Origin of the sequence: Burkholderia sp. CCA53 (genome assembly GCF_001685525.1) — a bacterium.
Lineage (GTDB): Bacteria > Pseudomonadota > Gammaproteobacteria > Burkholderiales > Burkholderiaceae > Burkholderia > Burkholderia multivorans.
Map to the genome: position 1 here is coordinate 197141 of NZ_BDDJ01000003.1, position 21447 is coordinate 218587.

Genomic DNA, 21447 nt, shown 5'->3' on the forward strand with positions numbered 1-21447 from the left:
ACAGGGAAGGAGAAGGAACCATGAAACTGGCCAGGCCGCTGTTTGCGCCGCACATGTCGCTCGTCGAGCGCGCGTGGTACGTCGCATTGCGCGTGCTCGTCGTGCTCACGCTGCTGTATCTGATCCTGCCGGTGCTTGCGATCGTGCCGCTGTCGTTCTCGTCGAGCACGTTCCTCGTGTATCCGATTCCGGGGTTCTCGACGCGCTGGTACGAGAACCTGATCGCGTCGGACGAGTGGCGCATGGCCGCGAAGAACAGCTTCATCGTGGCGCCGTCGGCGACGCTGGTGGCGATCGTGCTCGGCACGCTGGCCGCGATCGGGCTGACGAAGGCCGAGTTCCGCGGCAAGGGGCTGCTGATGGCGGTGCTGCTCTCGCCGATGATCGTGCCGGTGGTGGTGGTCGGTGTCGGCATGTATCTGTTCTTCGCGCCGCTGGGGCTCGCGAACACGTACACGGGGCTGATCGCGGCGCACGCGGCGCTCGGCGTGCCGTTCGTCGTGACGACGGTGGCCGCGACGCTGCAGGGGTTCAACCAGAACCTCGTGCGCGCGAGCCTGTCGCTGGGCGCGAATCCGGTGACGACATTCTTCCGCGTGACGCTGCCGGTGATTGCGCCGGGCGTGATGTCGGGTGCGCTGTTCGCGTTCGCGACGTCGTTCGACGAAGTGGTCGTCACGCTGTTTCTGGCCGGTGCGGACCAGACGACGCTGCCGCGGCAGATGTTTACCGGCATCCGCGAAAACATCAGCCCGACGATCGCGGCGCTCGCGACGATCCTGATCGTGTTCTCGACGAGCCTGCTGCTCGCGCTCGAATGGCTGCGCGGCCGTCAGGCGCGGCGCGCGGTGGCGTAACGCGGAAGACGCCGCCAAAGACGCGAGGGACGCGAGAAACGCCGGAGACGAGCGCGCACGCGCGCGTGCGCCGCACGCTGCAAGTTCACCCATCGCGTATAGCGAATTGCAACCGGCGTGAACGGCCGCGCGAGCGGCATCGCGAAGATCGCAAGGCCGTGCATCGCCAACTCGCCCGCCGCAGCCCCCATCCCTGCCTGCTTCCTTGTCGATCCGCGCCGCGCATCGGTCACGCGCGCGATGCGGGCGCGCACCTTGCTCGACCGCGTGGCGGCGACGATGCCGTTGCCGCATTCGACAAGGAGGTCCGACATGAAAGCAGTCGTATTTCACGGTATCGGCGACATCCGCATCGATACCGTACCCGATCCGGAAGTCGCCGACACCACCGACGCGGTCGTGCGCCTGACGGCCAGCGCGATCTGCGGCACCGATCTGCACATGGTGCGCGGCACGCTAGGCGGCATGAAGCCGGGCACGATTCTTGGGCACGAAGGCGTCGGCATCGTCGAGGCGGTCGGCCGCGACGTGCGTAATCTGCGGCGCGACGACCGCGTGCTGATTCCGTCGACGATCGCATGCGGCCACTGCGTGTACTGCCGTGCCGGCTATACCGCGCAGTGCGACGTCGCGAATCCGGGCGGCCCGCGCGCGGGCACCGCGTTCTTCGGCGGCCCGGCCGACACGGGCGCGTTCGACGGACTGCAGGCCGAATACGCGCGCACGCCGCTCGCGAACGCGAGCCTGATCCGCCTGCCCGACGAAATCGACGACGATCGCGCGATCCTGATGTCCGACATTTTTCCGACCGGCTATTTCGGCGCGCAGCTCGCCGAAGTGAAGCCGGGCGATACGGTCGCCGTGTTCGGCGCGGGCCCGGTCGGGCAGTTCGCGATCGCGAGCGCGAAGCTGATGGGTGCGGGCCGCGTGATCGCGATCGACCGGATCGCATCGCGTCTCGACATGGCCTGTGCGCAGGGCGCGGAAGCGGTCGACTTCTCCGAGGAAGATCCGGTCGACACCGTGCTGCGTCTGACGGGTGGAATCGGCGTCGATCGCGTGATCGACGCGGTCGGTGTCGACGCGATGCGCGCGACGCACGGGCCGGCTGCGGCGGACCATGACGCCGCGCGTGCGTTCGATGCGGAGGTCGACGCGGTCGCGCCGCGCCGCAAGCCGGACGGCCGCTACTGGATGCCGGGCGACGGGCCGTCGCAGGTGCTGCAATGGGCGGTGCGCGCGGTCGCGAAGGCGGGCACGGTCGCGGTGATCGGCGTCTATCCGCCGCAGGCGCGCGTGTTTCCGATCGGCGAGGCGATGAACCGCAACCTGACGATCAAGATGGGCAACTGCAATCACCGGACGATCACGCCGCAACTGATCGAGCTGGTGCGCAGCGGTGCGTTCGATCCGTTGTCGGTGCTGACGCAGCGCGAGCCGCTGACCAATGCGATCGACGCGTATCGCGCCTTCGACGTGCGCGAGCCGGGCTGGATCAAAGTGAAACTGGAGCCGTGATCATGGAACCCGCAACGAACCGCACCGAACTGAACGCGCGCTACGACACGTGCATGGCGGCATGCGACGCATGTGCCCATGCGTGCGACGCCTGCGCCGGCGCGTGTCTCGCGGAGCCCGACCCGCGCGCGCTGACCGCATGCATCGCGCTCGACATCGACTGCGCGCTGCTGTGCCGCTTCGCGTCCGGCGCGATGGCCCGCCGCAGCGTGCTCGCACCGCAGATCTGCGCACTGTGCGCCCAGGTGTGCGAGCGCTGTGCGGCGGAATGCCGACGCCATACGCACGAGCACTGCCGGCGCTGCGCGCTCGCCTGCGATGCCTGCGCGGCGATGTGCCGCGCGATGGCGTGAGCGCGGCCGCTTACGGGCGAGCGTGGAATTTGCGTGCGACGCGCTGAAGCAGCGCGTCGAGCACCGGCATTTCGACGGGCTTCACGAGGTGGTCGTCGAAGCCTGCGCTGGTACTGCGCGCACGGTCCGACGGTTGCGCGTGCCCCGACAACGCGACGCACGCGGTGTCGGCGAGCGCGTCGATCCGGCGCAACGCCTGCAGCAGCGCATACCCGTCGACGTCCGGCATCGTCAGATCGATCAGCATCAGATGCGGCGTGTAGTCGCGTGCGAGCGCGAGCGCTTCGTCGGCGCTGTATGCGACGCGCGGCGCGTGGCCTTTGACCTGCAGCAGCACCGCGAGCGTGTCCGCGGAGTCGCGGTTGTCGTCGACGACAACGATGCGCAGCGGCGCGACCGGCGTGTCGGCGGCCGCGCACGCGGCAGGAAGCTCGGGCTCCGCGCGCGCCGCGCGTTCGACGGGCAGACGGATGATGAACGTCGCGCCGTGGCCGGGGCCGTCGCTCTCCGCCGAGATCATCCCGCCGTGCAGTTCGACGAACGACCGGCAGATCGCGAGGCCGAGGCCGAAGCCATCGGTCGGCCGATGGGCCGCGCCTTCCTGCTCGAACAGATCGAAGATCGACTCGAGCGCGCCGGGCGCGATCCCGACGCCGCGATCGATCACGCGAATCGCGACGACCGGGCCTTCGACGCGCGCGCTGATGTCGATACGCCCGCCGCGCGGCGAAAATTTCGATGCGTTGTCGAGCAGGTTGTGCAGCACCTGCACGAGCCGCGCATCGTCGCCGCGCAGCACGATCGGCTCGGGCGGCAGATCGACGTGGATCTGCTGCTCGCGGGTCGCCAGCTTCGGCTGCACGCTTTCGACGCCGCGCGCCACGAGATCGCGTACCGTCACCGGCCGATCCTCGAGCTCGACCTTGCCCGACGTGATACGGCCGACGTCGAGCAGATCGTCGACGAGCCGCGTCAGTTGCGCGACCTGACGATGCACCGCGTCGCGGCACTGCGCGAGCGCGGGCGCCGGATCGGGCAGGCTCTGCAGCACGCCGACCGAATGGCGCAGCGGCGCGAGATGGTTGCGCAGTTCGTGCGCGAGCATCGCGATGAATACGCTGAGCCGATGCGTGGACGTTTCGAGTTCCTCGAGCCGCCTGCGCTCGGTCATGTCGCGCGTGATCTTGATGAAGCCGCACAGCTGATCCGACTCGTCGCGCACCGCGGTGATCGTCACGCTGGCCCAGAACAGCGAGCCGTCCTTGCGCACGCGCCAGCCTTCGTCCTCGAAGCGGCCATGTGTCGCGGCTTCGCGCAGCCCGTACGACGGGCGGCCGGCCGCGACTGCTTCGGGCGGGTAGAAGCGCGAGAAATGGTTGCCGACGATTTCGCTCGCGCGGTAGCCCTTGATGCGCTCGGCGCCGGCGTTCCACGTGACGACGTGGCCCTGCGTGTCGAGCATGAACACCGCATAGTCGGTGATCGAGGCGACGACGGTCTGGAAACGGAATTCCGCGAAACGGTGCAGCAGGTCGCCACCGTCCGGAGCGGGGGACGGCGGGGGATTCGAATGGGGTCGAATGTCGTCTTTCGTCATCAGAGGCGAGCTCAGCTGCAAATGGAACGCCATGGGCCGCCCGCAGGACAGCGGGACGGCGGCGCAGTGGCTGGGGGCGGCACCCCGAGAGCATACGGGATCGCCGCGTGATTCGCCAATCCGCATGCACGGACTGTGCCGGGCCGCACGCAATGAACGGATCCGATCGCTCGCGTCGCTCGCCGGCGCCGGCCGACCAGACCGACGACCGCGCCGCTTACGCACGTCGGTCGCCCGGACCGTCCGCGCCGGCCGCCTGGCGTCGCGCGCTCGCGGCCGGCACGGCACTTGCGTCCCTCGCACGCCCGACGACCGGCGCGGCCCGCTGCGGCCGCGCCGCGCATGGCAACCGCGAGGACATAGCGATGAGCACACTGAATCCCGACAACGAGCCGGCCGGCCCGGACGACGAGAACGCGAGCCGCGGCCGCGACGGGCGCGCGCTCGGCCCGAGCGACTCGTCGGACAGCGGCAGCGACACGGCCGGCGCGCGGCGCCATTCGTTCGACGTCGACTCGCCGCTCGACGCGCATGCGCTCGAGCGTGGCGACGCGACGCTCGACAGCGACACGGACCGCGCGGGCACGGGCGAGCGCGCGGCGGCGGACGGCGACGCGACGTTCGAGGAGAGCGCGGACATCGAGCCGGACCGGCTCGAACAGCTCGCCGAGCCGCCCGACGCGGGCGAAGCCGATGAATCCCACGAATTGGACGAGCGCGACGGCGAGCGTGGCGGCGAGCCCGGCTGACGCACACGCAAAAACTGCAATTCGGTTGCAGATCGGCACGACCGGCGCGTGCGGCGTACGCGTTCGGGCGCCGCACGCGCGGCATGCCGATTGCGCCGGCGACGCGGCGCGCGCGCCGGGCGGCATGGGGCCGCTCGCCGCGCACGCGGCCAAGGAGGACACGATGCAACGACGATATCCCGGGCGGCCGGTCGAACGGCGCGGCCCGCCCGATTGGCAGGAACGCAGCGAACGCGCGTACCGGGAGGCAGGCGAGCGCGGTTTTCCGGACGATCCGGCGCTGCGGCCCGAGGAGGACTACGAGTCCGCGTACCGGCGCTTCGCGAGCGAGGACGTCGGCCCCGAGGAATGGGGCAGCGAATGGACCGAGCGCGCGGCACGGCCCGCGGCGGAACTCGGCGGGCGCGGCACACGCACCGAATGGCACGGCGGCCCCGGCGGACCGGGTGAACCGCGCGGCGCGCGCGGCGCGGCGTACGAGGCCGAGCGCGGTCGCGGGCAGCCGGGCGGCGGGCCGGACCCGCACCGATACGGCGGCGGCCGCGACGAGGCGCCGGGCCTGCGCGGACACTTCCGGCTCGGCTGGTACGGCGGCGGCGAGCGCGGCTACGACGATCCGCGTACGGCCGACGCGCCGGACCTGTCGCGCTTCGGCAGCGGCGCGGCGCGCGACGCCATGCGCGGCCGGCGCGGCCCGAAAGGCTATACGCGCTCGGACGAACGGATTCGCGAGGACGTCTGCGAACGGCTCGCGCATGCGCTCGACATCGACGTCAGCGACGTGAGCGTGCAGGTCAGCGACGGCCGCGTCGAACTCGACGGCACGGTGCCCGCGCGCTGGATGAAGCATGCGATCGAGGACATCGCGGACGACTGCATGTGCGTGCGCGACGTCGAGAACCGCGTGCGCGTGAAGCGCGAAGGCGAGCACGACAGCGGCATGGTGCTGCACCCCGCGCAGCGAACCGTTACGCCGACCCAGCCGGCCGTGCGCGAGCCTGAGCCCGGCACGTCGGCTCAGGGCGCGGGCAGCAGCGACGCGGGCGGCGGCGGCACTGCAGGCAGCGGCGCCGCAGCGGGCACCGGCGGCACCGCGGCGGGCAGCACGCCGGGCCGCGAGCGCCATCACTGACGGAGGACGGCCGTCATGAACCCGCCACAACGGAACGCAGTGCGCGCATGACGCCGGCGACCGGGGACACGCGACGCGATACGCGCAGCCTGCGGCTGCGGATCGCCGGCGAGCTGTGGCGTGCGATCTGGCGTTATCGCGCGCGCGTGCTCGCGGCGATTGCGCTGCTGGTGCTCGCGAAGGCCGCGGCCGTGTCGGTACCGCTGCTGCTGAAGGAGATCGTCGACGACTTCGGCCAGCTCGCGCAGCGGCCCGCGTCGCTGCCGGTGCTGCTGCTGTTCGCGTACGCGGTCGTGCGGTTCGCGTCGAACGCGCTGAATGAAGTGCGCGACATGACGTTCGTGCAGGTCACGCAGAGCACGGTCGCCGCGTTCACGGTACGCACGTTCGGCCATCTGCACCGGCTCGGCGCGCGCTTCCATTCGCAGCGCGAGACGGGCGCGGTCGTGCGCGACCTCGAGAAGGGCACGGCCGGCATCGGCTATCTGCTTGGCGTCGCCGTGTTTACGATCGTGCCGACCGCGATCGAGATCGGCTCGGTGCTCGTGATCGTCGTCAGCAAGTATGGCGGCGGCTTCACCGCGATCATCTTCGTCACGTTCGCCGTCTACGCCGCGTACACGATCGTGTTCACGCGGCGGCGCATGCGCTACCAGCGCCGCGTGAACGCGCTCGAGGCCGAATCGAATTCGCGCATCGTCGACAGCCTGCTGAACGTCGACACCGTCAAGTACTTCGCGCGCGAGGACGTCGAACGCGACCGGCTCGACCGCGTGCTGAACGCGTGGTCGGACGCGGGCGTCGACAACCAGTACGCGCTGTCGACGCTGCACATCGGGCAGAGCGCCTGCATCGGCGCCGGCATCGCGGCCGTGATGCTGCTCGCCGGCGAGCGCGTCGCGACCGGCGCGATGACGGTCGGCGACCTCGTGCTGATCAACGCGTACATCATCCAGATCAGCCTGCCGCTGAACGCGCTCGGCTTCGTGTTCCGCGAGGCGAACGACGCGATGACGAACATCGAGCGGCTGTTCGGGCTGCTCGACGCGCGCGGCAAGCCGGGCGAGGACGGCGACGTGCCCGGTGCGCAGCCGCTCGTCGTGCGCGGCGGCGCGATCGAGTTCGAGCACGTGGACTTCGGCTACGAGCCGAGCCGGCAGATCCTGTGGGACGTGTCGTTCCGGATCGAGCCCGGCCAGTCGGTCGCGGTGGTCGGCGGCAGCGGCTCGGGCAAGTCGACGCTCGCGCGGCTGCTGTTCCGGCTTTACCAGCCGGACGCCGGCACGATCCGCATCGACGGCCAGGATCTGCGCCTCGTCACCGAGCGCAGCCTGCGCGACGCGCTCGGCATCGTGCCGCAGGACACGATCCTGTTCAACGACACGATCGCGTACAACATCGCGTACGGCAAGCGCGACGCGACGCGCGCGGAAGTGGTCGCGGCCGCGCGCAGCGCGCAGCTCGACACGTTCATCGAGCGGCTGCCCGATGCCTACGACACGCGCGTCGGTGAACGCGGCGTGCGGCTGTCGGGCGGCGAGCGGCAGCGCGTCGCGATTGCGCGCGCGTTGCTGAAGGCGCCGCCGATCGTCGTGTTCGACGAGGCGACGTCCGCGCTCGACACGCGCTCGGAGCGCGCGATCCAGCAGGAGCTGATGCGTGTCGCGCAACATCGGACGAGCCTGATCATCGCGCACCGGCTGTCGACGATCGTCGATGCGGACCGCATCCTCGTGATGGAGTACGGCCGGCTCGTCGAACAGGGCACGCACGACGAGCTGCTCGCGAGCGGCGGCGTCTATGCGCAGATGTGGGCGCTGCAGGCGAAGCAGCGCGAGCTCGAACGCACCGAGGCGAAGTTCGCGCGACAGCCGGTGCGCATCAATCCGCTCGTGTCGCAGGTGCTCGACGGGCTCGCTGACGCGGCCGAGCGGCGCGGCGTGCCGGTGTTCCGCCATTTGTCCGACGAGGACCTGATCGTGAAGGCCGATCCGGCCGCGCTGCGGCGCTTCGTGTGGGAGCTGTGCCGCAACGGGATCGACGTGAGCGGCAGCGGCGGGCGCGTCCAGGTCTATACGGAGCGGCACGATCCGGATGCACGGATCACGGTCGCCTGCGCGGGCGTCGATGCGCCGGAGCTGTCGCTGCTCGCTCTCGAGCCGCTGCAGAACGCGATCGAGGAGGCGGGCGGCTACGTCGTGCGCGAACGCGACGACACCGGTGTCACGCTGCACGTCGCGCTGCCGCTCTGCGCGATCGCGCCGGCGTCGATGCAGCCGGCCGACGCCGTGCCCGTGCCGATCGCCGACAGGCCGCTCGACGGCCTGCGCATCGCCTGCGTCGACGATCACGACGAAGCGCGCGATGCGCTGACCGCGCTGCTGACGGTGGCCGGCGCGCAGGTCGACGCGTTCGCGTCGGGCCAGGCGCTGCTCGACACGCTATGGCGCGCGCGCCGTGACGACTGGCCGGCGCTGCTCGTCTGCGACATCGACCTCGGCGACGACGAGGAAGACGGCTATACGGTCATGACGCGCGTGCGTCAGCTCGAAGCGGCGCGCGCGAACGAGGACGGCGCATCGTCCATCGAAGCGCTCGCGCTGTCCGGCCACGCGCGCGAGCGCGACCGCGCGCGCGCCGTCGAAGCGGGTTTCCATGCGTATCTGACCAAGCCGGCGGCGCCGGCCGACCTGATCGCGGCGCTGCGCGCGCTCGCATTTTCCTCCGGAGACTCACATGCCGACTCATCTGAATCCGTCCCCCGAAGGGCTGACCGCACGTCGCGGCGGTAGCGCGCTCGCGGATCGCCAGGCCGCGATCGCGGCCGTCGAACTGCTGCTGCCGACGCTGTCGGCCGCGTTGCAGAGCGACTTCGTCGGCGACAGCGGCTGCCTGCACATCGTGATCATGGATCCGGCGCTCGGCCCGCACGACGCGTCGTTCGAAGACGCGATCCTCTACGAGTTCTCTCTGCCCGACCCGAAGGACTGGGACGCCGACTATCGCGCGTATGCGCGCGCGAAAGCGCGTTTGTCGTGGGAAACCGGCCGCGACGGCCACGTCGTGCAGGCGCTCGAGCCGTACCGGCTGCGCGCGGGCGACACGAACCTGTGGGGCGCCGTCGCACAGCACGGGATCGTGGTCGGCGTATCGGGCGCGCAGCCGTGGTTCGACGAGGCGTTCGCGGGCTGCATCGCGCATTGCCTGCGCGCGCTCGCGAAGCATCGCGCGCAGGCGACGCCCGACGCGCTCGCGATCTGATCGCGAGCGCAGCGCGGTGCGGGCACGTTTTTACAGCCGGTTATAAAAAAGCCAGCGAACGCGCCGCGACGCGCGACGCAACGCGGTTCGAAACGGACGGGCACGAATCTCGCTGTCTTCCCTGCGATGACGCTTGTCACGACAAGCGTTCCGACGAAGTTCTTCTGACGCCGACAGGGAGGTACATGTGAACGGGACCCACGATCCAGCTCAACTGCCGCTCGCCGGCCGCACCGCACTCGTCACGGGCGGCGGCCGCGGGCTCGGCGAAGCGATCTGCGAGGAACTCGCGCGCAACGGTGCGCACGTCGTCGTCGCGGATCTCGACGGCGACCGCGCGGCGGCCGTCGCGCAGCGGCTTACGCGGCACGGCGTGAAGGCGGTCGGCCGTCCGCTCGACGTGCGCGACGAGGCGTCGGTGCTGCAGGCCGTGCACGATGCGCGCGAAGTGGTCGGCGATCTCGACGTGATCGTGAACAACGCGGCGATCGACGTGACCGCGCCGATCGACGACGTGAGCGTCGACGCATGGCAGCAGGTGCTGATGACGAACCTGTTCGGTCCATACCTCATGTGCCATGCGGTCGTGCCGATGATGAAGGCGCGCGGCGGCGGGCATATCGTCAACATCGCGTCGACCGCATCGAAACGCGCGTGGCCGAACGCATCGGCGTATCACGCGACGAAGTGGGGGCTGCTCGGTCTGTCGCATGCGCTTCATGCGGAGCTGCGCCCGGCCGGCGTGCGCGTCTCGGCGATCGTCGCCGGCGGGATGCGCACGCCGTTCCTGCTCGATCGTTTCCCGGACATCGACGAGGACACGCTGCAGCCGCCCGAGAACGTCGCGGCCGCGGTGCGCTTCGTGCTGACGCAGCCGCCGGGCACGGTCGTACCGGAAGTGATGGTGCTGCCGATGAAGGAGACATCATGGCCCTGAAGCACGATCCGCGTCCGCGCGGCGCCGTGCTGCTCGACAAGGACGGCACGCTGCTCGACGACGTGCCGTACAACGTCGATCCGGCCCGCATGCGGCTCGCGCCGGGCGCCGCGCGTGCGCTGCGCTCGCTCGCGTCGACCGGCATGCCGATCGCGGTCGTCTCGAACCAGCCGGGCGTCGCGCTCGGCCGCTTCACCGAATCTCAGCTTGGCGCGGTCCGCCAGCGTCTTGCCGAACTGTTCGAAGAGAACGGCGCGGCGCTGGCGGATTTTTTTTACTGCCCGCATCACCCGCAGGGCAGCGTGCCGCGCTATGCATGCGACTGTCTGTGCCGCAAGCCGAGGCCCGGCATGCTGCGCCGCGCGGTCGCCGCGCTCGGCGTCGAGGCCGGCGCGAGCTGGATGATCGGCGACATTCTCGACGACATCGAAGCGGGCCGCGCCGCGCAGTGCCGCACGATCCTCGTCGATCGCGGCTACGAGACGGAATGGCGGATCGACGCGACACGCACGCCGCACTTCGTCGTCGACCGGCTCGATCTCGCGGCCGACATCGTCGTGCGCGAAACCACGCGCCGTCACGGCTCGCGGGTGCGGCAATGAGCGCGCCCGCGTGGGACCGCGCGCGCCGCATTCTGTGCGTGCGGCTCGACAATCTCGGCGACGTGCTGATGACGACGCCGGCACTGCGCGCGCTGAAGGAAAGCGGCAACGGCCGGCATCTGACGCTGCTCACGTCGAGCACGGCCGCGGCGCTCGGCGCGCATCTGCCGATGGTCGACGACGTGTGGACGTACGACGCGCCGTGGGTCAAGCATCCGGACGCGCCGGCCGACCCGGTCGCCGATCTCGACATGATCGACCGGCTGCTGTCCGCGCGTTTCGACGCGGCGGTGATCTTCACCGTGTATAGCCAGAGCCCGTTGCCGGCCGCGATGATGTGCTGGCTCGCCGGCATTCCGCTGCGGCTCGCGCATTGCCGCGAGAACCCGTACCGGCTGCTGACCGACCGCGTCGCGGAGACCGAGCCCGATCAGCAGGTGCGGCACGAAGTGGCGCGCCAGCTCGCGCTGGTGCGCACGATCGGTGCGAAGACCGCCGACTGGCGGATGGCGTTCGAACCGGGCGACGCGGCGCGCCGGGCGGTGCAGGCGCGGCTGCGCGCCGCGCTGCAGCGCTTCGGCGGCCCGCGGCGCGGCGACGCGCATGGCTGCGGGCGCTGGCTCGTCGTGCATCCGGGCGCGAGCGCCGCGTCGCGGCGCTGGCCGGCCGAGCGCTTCGGCGACGCGGCCGCGCGCCTCGTGTCGCAGTTCGACGGCGTCGCAGTGACGGGCGGCAGCGGCGAACGCGCGCTCGTCGACGCGGTGTGCGAGCGGATCGGCCCGCGCGCGCTGCCGCTCGCCGGCACGCTGCCGCTCGGCGAGCTCGGCGCGCTGATCGAGACGGCCGACCTGCTGCTGTCGAACAACAGCGGCCCCGCGCATCTCGCGGCCGCGCTCGGCACGCCCGTCGTCGATCTCTACGCGCTGACCAATCCGCAGCACACGCCGTGGCGCGTTCCGCATCGCGTGCTGAACGTCGACGTGCCGTGCCGCAACTGCTATCGCAGCGTGTGCGAACAGCCGGGACATCCGTGCCTGCGCGGCGTGCGCGTCGACGATGTCGTCGATGCCGCGCACGCGCTGCTGCGCGGCAACGCGCGCGGTGCGCGGCACGCGGGTGCCCGCGCAGCCGCCGCGTCCGACACGTCGCTCGCCGGCAGCGCAGCCGGCGCGTCGAACGTGATTCCTTTCGCGCACGTCATCACCAGGAGCTGACGCATGCCCGAACCGATCTATACGCTCGGCATCAACGCCGCCTTTCACGACAGCGCCGCGTGCCTCGTGCGCGACGGCGTGGTCGTGGCCGCGGCCGAGGAAGAACGCTTCACGCACGTGAAGCATGCGAAACGGCCAGTGCCGTTTTCGACCTGGGAATTGCCGTATCACGCGATCGACTACTGTCTCGCGGAAGCGGGCATCGCGCTCGCGGACGTGCAGCATGTCGCGTATTCGTACGATCCGTGGCTCGAACTCGATCGCCGCGCCGGACAGCCGTCGCTCACGCTGCCGCTCGAACCGTCCGCGCACGCGCGGCCGCCGGGCGGCGAGTCGCCGTGGCATCCGCTGTTCCTGTCGTCGATCGTCAACGCGCCGCGTCAGCTCGCGGGCGGCGCGCCGCACCACCTGCAGCGGCGCTTTCGCGGCGTCACGCACGACGGGCCGTTCCGCTGGCATTTCGTCGAACACCACCTCGCGCACGAGGCGAGCGCGTTTCTCGCGGCGCCGTACGAGCGCTGCGCGGTGATGACGATGGACGGACGCGGCGAGCGCGCGACGACGAGCTACGGCGTGTTCGACGGACGCACGTACCGGCGCATCGCGCAGGTCGACCTGCCGCATTCGCTCGGGCTGCTGTACGAGCGCGTCACGCGTTACCTCGGCTTCCTGCATTCGTCCGACGAGTACAAGGTGATGGCGCTCGCGTCGTACGGCAAGCCGATCTACGCCGATCAGATGCGCCAGCTCGTGCGCTATCGCGGCGACGGCCGGTACGACGTCGACGAGGCGGATCTGGTCGCGCTGTTCGGCCCCGCGCGCGAGCGCGGCGGGCCGATCACGCCGAACCATTGCGACATCGCGCACGCGCTGCAGCTGGTGCTCGAGGAAACGACGCTGCGCGCGGTCGAATGGCTCGCGGCCGAAACCGGCGAGAAGCAGCTCGCGATGGCGGGCGGCGTCGCGCTGAACTGCGTGATGAATGCGCGCATTCGCGATCGCGGCCCGTTCGACGACGTGTGGGTGCAGCCGGCGGCCGGCGACGCCGGCACCGCGCTCGGCGCCGCGCTGTGGACCGACTTCCGCGAGCGCGGCGCGCGCGGCGACTGGCGCATGGATCACGCGTATCTCGGCCCGTCGTTCGAGGACGACGCGATCGAGGCCTTCATCCGCGAAGCGCAGCTGCCGTATCGGCGGCTGAACGACGTCGCCGCGCAGACGGCCGCACTGCTCGCGCAGAACCGCGTGATCGGCTGGTTCCAGGGACGCATGGAGTTCGGCCCGCGCGCGCTCGGCGCGCGTTCGATTCTCGCGTCGCCGATCGATCCCGACATGCAGCGCAAGCTGAACCGGATCAAGGATCGCGAGGATTTCCGGCCGGTCGCGCCGGTCGCGCTCGAAAGCAAGGCGCACGAGTGGTTCTCGGGCGGGCGGCGCGAGCCGCTGCATGCGCCGTTCATGCTGTTCGTCTACGACGTGCGGCCCGAGCGCGCGGAGCGGATTCCGGCCGTGCGCCATATCGACGGCACCGCGCGCGTGCAGACGGTCGCGCCGCAGCAGAACCCGCTGCTGCACGCGCTGCTGACCGAGTTCGACGCGCTGACCGGCGTGCCGGTGCTCGTCAACACGTCGTTCAACACGCGCGGCGAGCCGATCGTCTGCACGCCGCGCGATGCGATCGAATGCTTCTGGACCTCGCCGCTCGATGCGCTCGTGATCGGCTCGTTCCTCATGGAGAAGCCGCGATGAACATGCGCGACACGCAGCTGCCGCCGGTCGTGTCCGTCGTCGTGCCGACCTACCGGCGGCCCGATCTGCTCGAACGCTGTCTCGACGCGCTGTGCGTGCAGGTGTTCGATCCGACGACGTACGAGATCATCGTCGTCGACGACGATCCGGCCGGCAGCGCGCGGCCGGTGGTCGACGCATGCCGCGCGCGCATGACCGACGTGCCGGCGATCCGCTACCTGAGCGCGCCCGACACGCAGGGGCCGGCCGGTGCACGCAACGTCGGCTGGCGCAGCGCGCGCGGCGCGCTGATCGCGTTTACCGACGACGACACGATTCCCGATCCGACCTGGCTGCGCCACGGCGCGGCCGCGCTGCTCGCGGAGCCGTCCGCGGCCGCGGCGGCAGGGCGCATCGAGGTGCCGCTGCGGCCGCGGCCGACCGACTACGAACGCGACGCGGCGGGGCTCGCGCATGCCGAATTCGCGACCGCGAACTGCTTCGTGCGGCGCGCCGCGCTCGAACGCGTCGGCGGCTTCGACGAGCGCTTCACGCGCGCGTGGCGCGAGGATGCGGACCTGATGTTCGCGCTGCGCGAGCACGCGGGCCCGATCGTCGAGGTCGAGGACGCGCGCATCGTGCATCCGGTGCGGCCCGCGCGCTGGGGCGCGAGCATCGGCCAGCAGTCGAAGGTCTATTTCGACGCGCTGCTGTACAAGAAGCATCGCACGACGTACCGGCGCCATATCCGGCCGGTGCCGCCCTGGCACTACTACGGCGCGGTGTTCGCGGCGCTCGCGGCGCTCGTCTGCTTCGTCGCGCGCTGGAACGCGGCCGGCGCGGTGTTCGCAGGCATCTGGGCCGCGATCACCGCGTGGTTCTGCTGCAAGCGGCTGCGCGGCACGGCGCTCACGCCGTCGCACGTCGCCGAGATGATCGTCACGTCGATCGCGATTCCGCCGGTGTCGCTGTACTGGCGCATCCGCGGCGCACTTCACTTCCGGGTGTTCTTCCTATGACGCTCGACACGTCCTCCCCGCCGGCCCCGCGCACGATCGCCGTGTTCCGCGCGCTGCAGCTCGGCGACATGCTGTGCGCGGTGCCGGCGCTGCGCGCGCTGCGTCGCGGCGCGCCCGATGCGCACATCACGCTGATCGGATTGCCGTGGGCGCGCGAATTCGCGTCGCGCTTCGGCGACTACATCGACGACTTCATCGCGTTTCCCGGCGCGCCGGGACTCGGCGAGCAGGCGGAACCGGAAGCTGCCGCGCGCGACGCGTTCATCGCGAAGTGCCGCGCGCGCGAGTTCGATCTCGCGATCCAGCTGCACGGCAGCGGCGCGCGGACCAACGCGATCGTCGCGTCGCTCGGCGCCGTGCGCACCGCGGGCTTCATGCCGGCCGACGGCGACGCGGCCGCGCTCGACTGTTCGATCGTCTGGCGCGACGAGGAGCCGGAAGTCACGCGCTATCTGCGGCTGATGCACGCGCTCGGCTATCCCGACTGGGGCGACTACCTCGAATTCCCGCTCGGCGGACTCGACTACGCGCTCTGGCACGTGCTCTGCGACGAATACGCGCTCGAAGCCGGCCGCTACGTGATCGTGCACCCCGGCGCGCGGATGGCGTCGCGCCGCTGGCCGGTCGAGCGTTTCGCAAACGCCGCGCGGCGGCTCGCGGACGATGGCTGGCAGATCGTGCTGACCGGCACGCGCGCGGAGATCGCGCTCGCCGGCGCATTCGCCGAACAGCTCGGGCGGCCGTGCGTGAATCTGTGCGGCCGCACGCCGCTCGGCGCGCTGGCCGCGCTGATCGGCCGCGCGCGCCTGCTGCTCTGCAACGACACCGGCGTGTCGCACGTCGCGGCCGCGCTCGGCACGCCGAGCGTCGTCGTCGCGTGCGGCAGCGACACCGCACGCTGGGCGCCGCTCGACGGCGAGCGCCACCGCGTGCTCGCGAACTATCCGTCATGCCGGCCCTGCATGTACGACGCGTGCCCGTACGAGCACGAGTGTGCAGTGGCGATCGGCGTCGACGACGTGATCGATCAGGCGAGCGCGCTGCTCGCGGAGGAGAGACGTCATGTCACGTAAGCGTTTGCGCGTGCTGACCTGGCACGTGCACGGCAACTACCTGTACTACCTGTCGCAGGCGCCGCACGATTTCTTCATCGTGACGAAACCGCAGCATCCGCCCGGTTACGCGGGCCGCGTCGGCCATCTGCCGTGGGGCGACAACGTGCACGAGGTGCCGGTCGAATGCGTGCGCGATACCGCGTTCGACTGCGTGCTGTATCAGCATCACAGCCACTACCAGCACGACCGGCTGCATCTGCTGAGCGATGCGCAGCGCGCATTGCCGACGCTGTTCGTCGAGCACGATCCGCCGCGCGAGCATCCGACCGACACGCTGCACCCCGTGCAGGACCCGAACGTGATGCTCGTGCACGTGACGCCGTTCAACGCGCTGATGTGGGACAACGGCATCACGCCGACGCGCGTGATCGAGCACGGCGTGCTCGTGCCCGACAACGTCGCCTATCACGGCACGCTGCCGAAAGGCGTGTCGGTCGTGAACAACCTCGCGCGCCGCGGCCGCCGTCTCGGCGTGGACGTGTTCGAGCACGTGCGCCGCAGCGTGCCGCTCGATCTGGTCGGGATGGGCTCGAGCGAGCTCGGCGGCATCGGCGAAGTGCCGAATCCGGCGCTGCCGCACTTCCTGTCGCACTACCGGTTCTTTTTCAATCCGATCCGCTATACGAGCCTCGGGCTCGCGGTGATCGAGGCGATGATGATCGGCCTGCCGATCGTCGCGCTCGCGACGACCGAGATGGCGCAGCTCGTGAAGACCGGCGTAAACGGCGCGGCCGACACGCGCCCGGCGGTGCTGATCGAGGCGATGCGGATGCTGATCCGCGATGCGGACCTCGCGCGCGCGTGGGGCGAGGCCGCGCGCCGCGACGCGCGCGAGCGCTTCGGCATCGAGCGCTTCGTGCGCGACTGGGACGCGGCGCTGACCGAAGTCGCGGCGTAGCGCCATCGATGCGGGCCGCGCGACGGCGGCCCGCCTGCTCGCTCACTGGCTCGACGCGTTCGTCGCCGGGTTCGTGCCGCTTCCCGATCCGCCGCCTGCGGTGCCGGTGCCGCCCGACAGGTTCGCGACGAGATTGCGCTCGTGCTCGGGCAGCAGCGCGAGGCGGTTGTACAGCGTTTTCAGGCTGATGCCGAGCGCCTTCGCGGTGCGCGGCTTGTCGCCGTTGAAATGCCGCAGCGACGCGACGATGAAGCGCTGCTGCGTATGCGCGAGCGTCGTGCCGATATGGAGCGTCATCGCGTTGTGCCGCACTTCCTCGCGCGGCGGCTGGCGGCGCGGCAGCTGCAGGTCGATCTGCTCGTCCGCGAGGATGAACGCGCGCTCGACCGCGTTGCGCAGTTCGCGCACGTTGCCGGGCCACGTGTAGGCGCGCAGCGCCTTCATCGCCTGCGTCGACAGCCGCTTGCGCGTGCGATGGCGCGTGTTCAGCCGCTCGACGATCTGCATCGCGATCTCGCCGACGTCGTCCTCGCGCTGGCGCAGCGCGGGCACGTGCAGCGCGACCGTCGCGATGCGGTAGAACAGGTCTTCGCGCAGGCGCCCGCTGCGCACCGCTTCGACCGGATCGTGATGGGTGGCCGCGACGATGCGCACGTCGATCGGAATCGCTTCGTGGCCGCCGACGCGCATGATCGTGTTCGACTCGAGCGTACGCAGCAGCTTGACCTGCAGCTCGAGCGGCATCTCGGCGATCTCGTCGAGAAACAGCGTGCCGCCGCGCGCGGCCTCGAACATGCCGACGTGCTGCGCCACCGCGCCGGTGAAGCTGCCTTTCTCGTGGCCGAACAATTGCGACTCGGCGATATCGCCGGGAATCGCGCCGCAATTGACCGGCACGAACGGCCCGCGCCGACGCGGGCTCATGTCGTGCAGCAGTCGCGCGACAATGTCCTTGCCCGCGCCGCTCTCACCCACGATCAATACGCTTGCGCGCGTCGTGGCGACGCGCGACACCTTCAGCATCAGGGTCTGGATCGAGCGCGAGCGGCCGAACAGCCGCGTGCCGTCATCGTCGGATTTCGACATGGTCTGATATCGGAGTGGGAAGTTTTGACCGAATACGTCACGGCAGAAAGGAAAAAACGACGCGGTGTGCGTCGCCTGTTCGTGCACAGAGCATATCGTCGATATCGTTTGCGAGGCATTGAATATCGCAATCCGCGCGGCCGAAACGGATAGATTTAATCGATGAAGCGAGCACGCAAGACATGCTTCTTCTATACTGCTAAGCACTGTTACTGATGGCAGGACTGCTTGTCTGCCCCGATGACGCGCATCGCGTGATGCGCCGCCGAGTGCCCCGGCGGTCGACGCGCTGCCTACTCGCCGCGGTTCCGGCCGCTCGCGTGCCGGGCCGCACCACAAGGAGCCCAGATGCCTTACGTTCTGATCGTCGAAGACGATGCCGATACGCGCACGATGCTCGCGACGCTCGCGCGCTCGCAGCAGCTCACGTGCGACACGGCCGCGACGCTCGAAGAAGCGCGTACGCTCGTCGCGACGCATACCCCCGATCTCGTGCTGTGCGATCTCGTGCTGCCGGACGGCAACGGTATGGATCTGTTCGATGCATTACCGAAACGCGCGCACTGCGAGATGGTGCTGACCACCGGTCATGCGAGCCTCGAAACCGCGATCGACGCCTTGCGGCGCGGTGCGACCGACTATCTCGTGAAGCCGCTGAACATGCAGCGGCTGAACAGCATCTTCGCGCGCGTGCCGCGCACGACCGCGCTGCATGAAGAAATCGCGGAGCTGCGTTCGGAACTGCAGCGGCTCGGCCGCTTCGGTCGCATGCTCGGCAGCTCGCCGGCGATGCAGGCCGTCTACGACGCGATCGGCCGCGTCGCGCGCACCGAGGCGTCGGTGCTGCTGACTGGCGAATCCGGCACCGGCAAGGAGCTGGCCGCACAGACGATCCACGATCTGAGCCTGCGCCGGCGCGGCCCGTTCCTCGCGATCAACTGCGGCGCGATCGCCGCGAATCTCGTCGAGAGCGAGATGTTCGGCCACGACCGTGGCAGCTTCACCGGCGCCGAGCGGCAGCACAAGGGCTTTTTCGAGCGGGCGGACGGCGGCACGCTGTTCCTCGACGAAATCACCGAGATGCCGCTCGAATCGCAGGTCAAGCTGCTGCGCGTGCTCGAGACGGGGCGCCTCACGCGGCTCGGCTCGACGCGCGAGATCGACGTCGACGTGCGCATCGTCGCCGCGACGAACCGCGACCCGGAAGCCGCGATGGCCGACGGCAAGCTGCGGCCCGACCTCTATCACCGCATCAACGTGTTCCCGATTCCGCTGCCCTCGCTGCGCGAGCGCGGCGACGACATCCCGATGCTCGCCGACGCGTTCCTGCAGCGCTACAACGAGGAAAGCGGCCGCAACCTGCGCTTCGCGCCGGCCGCCCGCGAGGCGCTGAAGACGTACGCGTGGCCCGGCAACGTGCGCGAGCTGCGCAACTTCGTGCAGCGCGCGAGCATCTTCAGCGACGTCGACGTGATCGAGACCTTGCCGCCGCCGATCATGGACGAGCTCTCGAGCATGGTCGATTCTCATGAAGATCGCGTGACGGTGCCGTTCGGCACGCCGCTCGAGGAAGTCGACCGCAAGCTGATCCTCGGCACGATCGCGCAGTGCGGCGGCGTGAAGGCGCAGGCCGCCGAAGTGCTCGACGTGAGTCTGAAGACGATCTACAACCGGCTCGCGCAGCTCGAAAACGAATCGGACAAGTCGGATTCCTGATGCCGCCGCGAGCCCGTCTACGCACGCGCGCGCGCGTTGCGCCGCGCGTCGTCGGCGGCGATCAGGCGACGCATCCGTTCGACGTGCGGCGCGATCGCGCGCCGCTCGCGCAGGATCCACGGCAAGCCCGCGAACGCCCGCACGAGTCCGCGCTCGCGCCGCAGCCGCGGCAGCATCCGCACCGTATGCACGAGCGCCGCGCCGGCCGGCCAGCGCAGCCACGCGGTCCACGCGTCGTTGCGCGCGGCGACGCTCGCGCGCGTGCGCGTGTCGCGCGCCGTCGACGGATAGTGATGGACGGTCAGCGTCGGCGCGTACACGAGCCAGTCGCCGGCCGCGCAGAGGTCCAGCGCGAGCAGCGCTTCCTCGCCGCCGAGAAAATAGCGCGGATGGTATCCGCCCGCGCGCACGAACGCCTCGCGCCGGAACATCGTCGCGCCGGCCAGCAGGCCGAGGATCGGGCGGCCGGGCAGCGGCACCGGCGCTTCGAGCGGGCTCGCGGCCATCACGCCGCAGGTCGGGTCCTCGCGCTCGTCCGGGCCGACCAGCACGCGCGCCGTGAGCGCGGCCACGTGCGGATACGCGTCGAGCAGATCGGCCGCGTCGCGCAGCGAGCCGGCCGCCCACCACGTGTCGTCGTCGCAGAACGCGACGTAGGGCGTGCGCGCGACCGCGACGCCGAGATTGCGGCCGGCCGCGCCCGGATTGCCGGGCGCCGCGACGAGCGCCGCGTGCGGAAAGCGCGCATGCACGAGTGCGGCCGTCGCCGCGTCGGCCGCGTTGTCGACGACGACGATCGCGGGCCGGTCCGGCAGCGCGGTGAGCCGCGCGAGCGTGCGCGCGAGCTCGTCGGGGCGCCGGTACGTGAGCACGACCGCGGTCACGCGCGGCTCGTGCGCCGTCAGCGCGACGCGTGCGGGCGTTACGCGTACGTGACGTCGCATTCGAGCTGCCAGTACGTTTCCGGTTTGCGGAGGTCCGCGAGCATATGCGGCTCGAACAGCGCGATCTGACTCGCGTACGCTTCGACCGCGCGCGCCTTGGCGTCGCGGGCCCCCGTGCGCTCGCCGGCCGGCGAGCCGACCGGCCGCGCGATCCAGCCGTGCTCGCGCCAGCCCACCACGCGTTTCGCCATCAGCCCCTCGATGCGCCGATACGGCACGTCTTCGTAGAAACGCCACACGCGCGCCGTATCATCGTCGCGCAGCAGCATCAGCATTGCCTGCTGCACCTGCAGATGGTCGCGATGGAACAGGCCGGCCGGCGCGAGCACGCCGTAGCCGGGATGCTCGGCGATCGCGGCCGCCACGCGCGCGGCAATGGCCGACGGCGCGGCCGGCGTGCCGTACTGGTCGTCGAGGAAGTCGAGCCATACCGGCCGCGCATCGAGGATCGACAGCGCGCGGCGATCTTCGTCGCGGCGCGCGCGCATCGCTTCGTCCGCGCTGCGAAAGCCGGCGCGCCGATCCCAGGGCGGCGCGACGGTCCCGGCCGGCGGAATGCCGGCGAACACCGTGACGACGACCGACCCGGGTGCCTGCGCGAGCAGTTGCCCGCAACTGAACACCGCGTCGTCGAGATGCGGCGAAACAACGAGCCAGCGAGTGGGAGCAGTCATGGCAGAGGGGACTCCATCGTATGCGGCAGCGTCCGCGGTGCGCATCG

Annotated in this window: 20 protein-coding genes; 15 read left to right on the forward strand and 5 right to left on the reverse strand. The window is 70.5% G+C overall.

Annotated features, from left to right (window positions below):
• The first annotated feature begins 20 nt into the window (after window positions 1–20).
• Window positions 21–857, forward strand: a complete 837-nt coding sequence (locus BCR55_RS27625) for an ABC transporter permease (protein ID WP_065496962.1) — start codon at window positions 21–23, stop codon at window positions 855–857.
• On the opposite strand, the gene BCR55_RS27630 is transcribed toward BCR55_RS27625, so the two are convergent.
• Entirely contained in the window at window positions 833–1171 is a 339-nt protein-coding gene (locus BCR55_RS27630; protein WP_065496964.1) for a hypothetical protein, read from the reverse strand. The genes BCR55_RS27625 and BCR55_RS27630 overlap by 25 nt on opposite strands.
• Here BCR55_RS27630 and BCR55_RS27635 point away from each other — a divergent pair.
• Complete coding sequence (locus BCR55_RS27635) at window positions 1170–2375, forward strand: zinc-dependent alcohol dehydrogenase (RefSeq protein ID WP_006407405.1); 1206 nt, start codon at window positions 1170–1172, stop codon at window positions 2373–2375. The two genes, BCR55_RS27630 and BCR55_RS27635, sit on opposite strands and share 2 nt — an antisense overlap.
• Before the next feature lie 2 nt (window positions 2376–2377).
• The gene (locus BCR55_RS27640; RefSeq protein WP_006407406.1) at window positions 2378–2728 is read left to right on the forward strand and encodes a four-helix bundle copper-binding protein; all 351 of its coding nucleotides are present in this window, start codon (window positions 2378–2380) and stop codon (window positions 2726–2728) included.
• A gap of 10 nt (window positions 2729–2738) precedes the next feature.
• On the opposite strand, the gene BCR55_RS27645 is transcribed toward BCR55_RS27640, so the two are convergent.
• Window positions 2739–4325, reverse strand: coding sequence for an ATP-binding protein (locus tag BCR55_RS27645; protein ID WP_006407407.1), 1587 nt, complete (start codon window positions 4323–4325; stop codon window positions 2739–2741).
• Between the two features lie 365 nt (window positions 4326–4690).
• On the opposite strand from BCR55_RS27645, the gene BCR55_RS27650 reads away from it, so the two are divergent.
• The 11 genes from BCR55_RS27650 (at window position 4691) to BCR55_RS27700 (ending at window position 16980) form a co-directional block, all read left to right on the forward strand.
• Window positions 4691–5074 carry a hypothetical protein gene (locus BCR55_RS27650; protein WP_035488524.1) on the forward strand — a complete coding sequence of 128 codons (384 nt, stop codon included), beginning with the start codon at window positions 4691–4693 and terminating at the stop codon, window positions 5072–5074.
• A 163-nt stretch (window positions 5075–5237) separates the two neighbouring features.
• The gene (locus tag BCR55_RS27655; RefSeq protein ID WP_065497194.1) at window positions 5238–6206 is read left to right on the forward strand and encodes a BON domain-containing protein; all 969 of its coding nucleotides are present in this window, start codon (window positions 5238–5240) and stop codon (window positions 6204–6206) included.
• A 47-nt stretch (window positions 6207–6253) separates the two neighbouring features.
• Entirely contained in the window at window positions 6254–8998 is a 2745-nt protein-coding gene (locus tag BCR55_RS27660) for an ABC transporter transmembrane domain-containing protein (protein WP_053298957.1), read from the forward strand.
• On the forward strand, window positions 8943–9467 hold the full coding sequence (locus BCR55_RS27665) for a hypothetical protein (protein WP_065496966.1): 525 nt from the start codon (window positions 8943–8945) through the stop codon (window positions 9465–9467). The genes BCR55_RS27660 and BCR55_RS27665 overlap by 56 nt, the downstream gene beginning before the upstream one ends.
• 187 nt (window positions 9468–9654) lie before the next feature.
• Window positions 9655–10404, forward strand: a complete 750-nt coding sequence (locus tag BCR55_RS27670) for an SDR family oxidoreductase (RefSeq protein WP_006398898.1) — start codon at window positions 9655–9657, stop codon at window positions 10402–10404.
• The gene (locus tag BCR55_RS27675; protein ID WP_065496968.1) at window positions 10395–11006 is read left to right on the forward strand and encodes an HAD-IIIA family hydrolase; all 612 of its coding nucleotides are present in this window, start codon (window positions 10395–10397) and stop codon (window positions 11004–11006) included. Before BCR55_RS27670 ends, BCR55_RS27675 begins: the two co-directional genes overlap by 10 nt.
• Window positions 11003–12220, forward strand: a complete 1218-nt coding sequence (locus BCR55_RS27680) for a glycosyltransferase family 9 protein (RefSeq protein ID WP_006407413.1) — start codon at window positions 11003–11005, stop codon at window positions 12218–12220. The genes BCR55_RS27675 and BCR55_RS27680 overlap by 4 nt, the downstream gene beginning before the upstream one ends.
• A 3-nt stretch (window positions 12221–12223) precedes the next feature.
• A complete protein-coding gene (locus BCR55_RS27685) occupies window positions 12224–13969 on the forward strand; it encodes a carbamoyltransferase C-terminal domain-containing protein (RefSeq protein WP_006407414.1) in 1746 nt (581 codons plus the stop codon).
• Window positions 13966–14967 carry a glycosyltransferase family 2 protein gene (locus tag BCR55_RS27690; RefSeq protein ID WP_053298961.1) on the forward strand — a complete coding sequence of 334 codons (1002 nt, stop codon included), beginning with the start codon at window positions 13966–13968 and terminating at the stop codon, window positions 14965–14967. Before BCR55_RS27685 ends, BCR55_RS27690 begins: the two co-directional genes overlap by 4 nt.
• Window positions 14964–16040, forward strand: coding sequence for a glycosyltransferase family 9 protein (locus tag BCR55_RS27695; protein ID WP_053298962.1), 1077 nt, complete (start codon window positions 14964–14966; stop codon window positions 16038–16040). Before BCR55_RS27690 ends, BCR55_RS27695 begins: the two co-directional genes overlap by 4 nt.
• Complete coding sequence (locus BCR55_RS27700) at window positions 16030–16980, forward strand: glycosyltransferase family 4 protein (RefSeq protein WP_006408806.1); 951 nt, start codon at window positions 16030–16032, stop codon at window positions 16978–16980. Before BCR55_RS27695 ends, BCR55_RS27700 begins: the two co-directional genes overlap by 11 nt.
• A 42-nt stretch (window positions 16981–17022) precedes the next feature.
• Here the strand turns inward: BCR55_RS27700 and BCR55_RS27705 are convergent, their stop codons facing one another.
• Window positions 17023–18066, reverse strand: coding sequence for a sigma-54-dependent Fis family transcriptional regulator (locus tag BCR55_RS27705; protein WP_065496969.1), 1044 nt, complete (start codon window positions 18064–18066; stop codon window positions 17023–17025).
• Window positions 18067–18414: 348 nt separating this feature from the next.
• Between BCR55_RS27705 and BCR55_RS27710 the strand changes: the two genes are divergently transcribed.
• The gene (locus BCR55_RS27710; protein WP_006398906.1) at window positions 18415–19782 is read left to right on the forward strand and encodes a sigma-54 dependent transcriptional regulator; all 1368 of its coding nucleotides are present in this window, start codon (window positions 18415–18417) and stop codon (window positions 19780–19782) included.
• Window positions 19783–19799: 17 nt separating this feature from the next.
• On the opposite strand, the gene BCR55_RS27715 is transcribed toward BCR55_RS27710, so the two are convergent.
• Window positions 19800–20726: a glycosyltransferase family 2 protein gene (locus BCR55_RS27715; RefSeq protein ID WP_006407420.1), complete on the reverse strand. Its 927-nt coding sequence runs from the start codon at window positions 20724–20726 to the stop codon at window positions 19800–19802.
• Window positions 20705–21400: a PIG-L family deacetylase gene (locus tag BCR55_RS27720; RefSeq protein WP_006407421.1), complete on the reverse strand. Its 696-nt coding sequence runs from the start codon at window positions 21398–21400 to the stop codon at window positions 20705–20707. The genes BCR55_RS27715 and BCR55_RS27720 overlap by 22 nt, the downstream gene beginning before the upstream one ends.
• Window positions 21401–21447: the final 47 nt, after the last annotated feature.